Origin of the sequence: Brachyspira catarrhinii, assembly GCF_005518285.1 — a bacterium.
Lineage (GTDB): Bacteria > Spirochaetota > Brachyspiria > Brachyspirales > Brachyspiraceae > Brachyspira > Brachyspira catarrhinii.
The window spans coordinates 1-2,905 of sequence record NZ_SJDU01000300.1 but is presented as its reverse complement, the minus strand read 5'-3'; the positions used below and the strand labels follow the sequence as shown (position 1 = coordinate 2,905).

At 32.2% G+C, this 2,905-nt stretch carries 3 protein-coding genes and 1 pseudogene; 1 reads left to right on the top strand and 3 read right to left on the bottom strand.

The genetic code is table 11. From position 1 onward, the window contains the following. Positions 1–250 (top strand): annotated as a pseudogene (locus EZH24_RS09690) (methyl-accepting chemotaxis protein); the annotation flags it as partial. Positions 251–574: 324 nt separating this feature from the next. On the opposite strand, the gene EZH24_RS09685 reads toward EZH24_RS09690, so the two are convergent. From EZH24_RS09685 to EZH24_RS14150, 3 genes are all read right to left on the bottom strand, one after another. Beyond that, the gene (locus EZH24_RS09685; protein ID WP_137998950.1) at positions 575–1,483 is read right to left on the bottom strand and encodes a hypothetical protein; all 909 of its coding nucleotides are present in this window, start codon (positions 1,481–1,483) and stop codon (positions 575–577) included. 17 nt (positions 1,484–1,500) lie between these two features. Further along, a complete protein-coding gene (locus EZH24_RS09680) occupies positions 1,501–2,607 on the bottom strand; it encodes a peptidylprolyl isomerase (protein WP_137998949.1) in 1,107 nt (368 codons plus the stop codon). Then, positions 2,594–2,905 (bottom strand): DUF948 domain-containing protein (locus EZH24_RS14150; RefSeq protein ID WP_161976135.1); only part of this gene is annotated, 312 nt, incomplete at its 5' end. The genes EZH24_RS14150 and EZH24_RS09680, both read right to left, overlap by 14 nt.

Genomic DNA, 2,905 nt, shown 5'->3' with positions numbered 1-2,905 from the left:
ACTTTTAAGCGAGATAGAAAAATCGGTAAACGAGGTTTCTGAAGTATTGACGGGAATAGCGAATTCGTCTATACAAGAAGAGAGCGGAATAGAGCAGATAAATCAAGCTGTGATGGAATTAAACAATATAACGCAGGAGAATTCCAATATGGCTCAAGATAGCGCTATGTCGAGTAAGGAAGTTTCGGACAGAACGGAAAATATGGTTGATGAGATTTCTTATTTCAAATTTCAAAACGATAAGAAATAATTAAAAATCATTTAAACCTATTCTTTTTGTCAATAGGTTAATTGTCATTGCGTGGCAATCCGCACGTATTTGATTACTTCGGTTTTTTACAAAACCTCGTAATGACAACGATTGATTATTTCCATCTACGGCAAAAATTTTTTATTATGATTAAAGGCATAACTTTCATTATGACTTATTATTTCAAATTTAAATGTATCAAAAGAAATGCATAATTAAAAATTGTAAAATTATTTTTAATAAATTGGAGCAATACCATAAATGCAGAATTACGAAATCTAAACGGAGTTGTTTTTTTAATAAGTAAAAGAATAATCATATTTTCTATTTGGATTTATTCTTTTTTCCAAGCTCTCCGATATGCCACCAGCTCCATTTTGGAGAATAAAACATATATTCTATTGAAAAATTAAAAGTCGAAGTGTTTGGAATATTTCCGCTTCCCCAAACTATTTTATTGTAAGAAACCGTCATATAAAGAAAATCCGATACGGTAGCTTTAACTTTAACGAAAGGCTCGACATAAGTGAGAGTAAAATCTTTCGTATAAGGAAACAAATAACTTACTCCCGTGTATATCGTTATGAAAGGAGAAGTTATAAGTTCGACTCCTCCGATTATCTCTCCGTATCTTAATATATCCGTAAGCAAATTGTCTCTCGTATCGAAAATATAACAGAATAAAAAATTAACGGGAATAACTTTCGGAACTCCCGCTATCATAATATTTCCGTAAAAATTAAAATTGTCTCTCGCTTGCTCGTATAAAAAAGAACTTTTGGCGAAACTATAACTAAATCCGAATTTTGCCCCTATCGACAAATACCAATCGACCATCGTAATTTTAATATTTGCATCTATATCCTTAAAGCCGAAACTGTCGGTTTTATTTGTCATAGCCGTCAAATCGTTTCTCGAATCTTGTCTTTGATACAAAAAACTTGCCGAAGCTCCAATTTCTACAAATCTAATCGGACGAATATTAAAAAAAGGAGCGATAGTAAAATAAATATCTCTTCTGCTTATATTCTGGTTGTAAGGGTCCAAAATATACAACTTTCCATCTTGAAACCAAGAATTATATTCTTCAAAAACTCCGCCAATACCAATCGAAAACATTTTATCTTTTTGTATCAAAGGCGACACATCGAAATAATAATCGTTTCTAATCGCAAATAGATAATTAGAAAGTATGGCAAATAAAAGTAAGAAATATATAAAATATCTTTTCATAAATTATTTTTCAATTATTAATTAACATTTTCACTCTTTCCAAGATTTTCAACAAGAGAAAGATTTTTTTCAATATTATATCTATATCTTAAATCGGTTGTAAGTATTTGATACCTTTGTTGAGTTTTCGCTTCTATAACCAAAGTCTCCAAAGCTTTTTGCGCTTCCGCGTAAGGAAGAGAATCTATTCTGTATAATCTTCCGTATTGTTCGTAAACTTGATTTATCTCTTCTTCTGTAGGTTCTAAAATAGTCGACCTTATAGTTTTTTCTATATAATGCGCCACAACGGCGGTTCTCGTAATATAATTTTCAATCGCTTTCGCTTCGGGATTATCGTAAAAACCGACTTTATTCGCTTCGTAAATCATTATCTCTCTTGCGACAAAAGCGTTAAACATATTGTCTCTCGCCTGAACTCTCAAAGCTGGCGGAATATTTTCTCCCGATTGTCTTAAAGTCTGATTAAACATTTCGTTAAAATTCGACAATGGAATTTGTTTATCGTCAATAATCACGCATGGGTCCCTTGTGGAAGAATATTCGAGTTTATAATTCGTTCTCGCTTCGTTAATGATTCTATCGTATTCGTTTCTCATTCTCTCTTGCAATATCGTATATTCTATATCCATAGCGACTTGCTCGTAGCGAATATTATTTCCTCTCGCAGCCTGCAATCTTTCTCTATTATTATTAAAAAATTGTCTCTTCTCTTCTTCCGAAACGACATCGAAACCGTCTCTTAATTTGCTTTGCATATATAATTGAGCGATTTGATTGTCTCTTTCTCTTGAAATTGTGGAAGTCAATTCTTCGTCTTTATCGAAACCTTCTTCAACCGCTTTCATATATACCAATTCCTGCTCTATAAGTTGAGATGCGAATTGCCATAATTGTAAATCGTTCGTAAGAAGCATATTCAAATTTTCGGTTGGAAGTCCTCTTAAAACGACTATATTTGAAAGCTCGCTCATGAAATCATTAACCGCAAAAAGTTTTTTTATCTCTCCCTGCGAATCTCTTATTCTTATAACCCAATCATTATCTTGCCCGTATAAACATAAAGATAATGCAAAAATAAAAATTGAAATTATAAAAACGAATGATTTTCTAAAAATCGTCATCGGATTCCTGCCTGCCTCTAAACAAATTGATTATAGATTTTATTATATTCGCTATGCTTAAATTTTCCGTCCAGCCTTTTGCGGCGGAAGTAAAATTATATACGCTGTTCGTTATATTGTCGAAAGCGTCATGCATATCGTCCAAAGTTCTTTTAGTTCTGTCCGCTTCCGAATCCACAAAAGAAGCTATATTGTTAATTTTATCGCTAATCGATTCCATATTGTCGAGTATTTTATCAAATTTATTCGTAAATCTGAAATAACTTGCAAGCAAAATAAAAAATATTGCAAGCGACAA

Excerpts from the sequence above, each read along its gene's own strand:
- EZH24_RS09685 (WP_137998950.1), bottom strand. The coding sequence starts at position 1,483 with ATGAAAAGATATTTTATATATTTCTTACTTTTATTTGCCATACTTTCT.
- EZH24_RS09680 (WP_137998949.1), bottom strand. The coding sequence starts at position 2,607 with ATGACGATTTTTAGAAAATCATTCGTTTTTATAATTTCAATTTTTATT.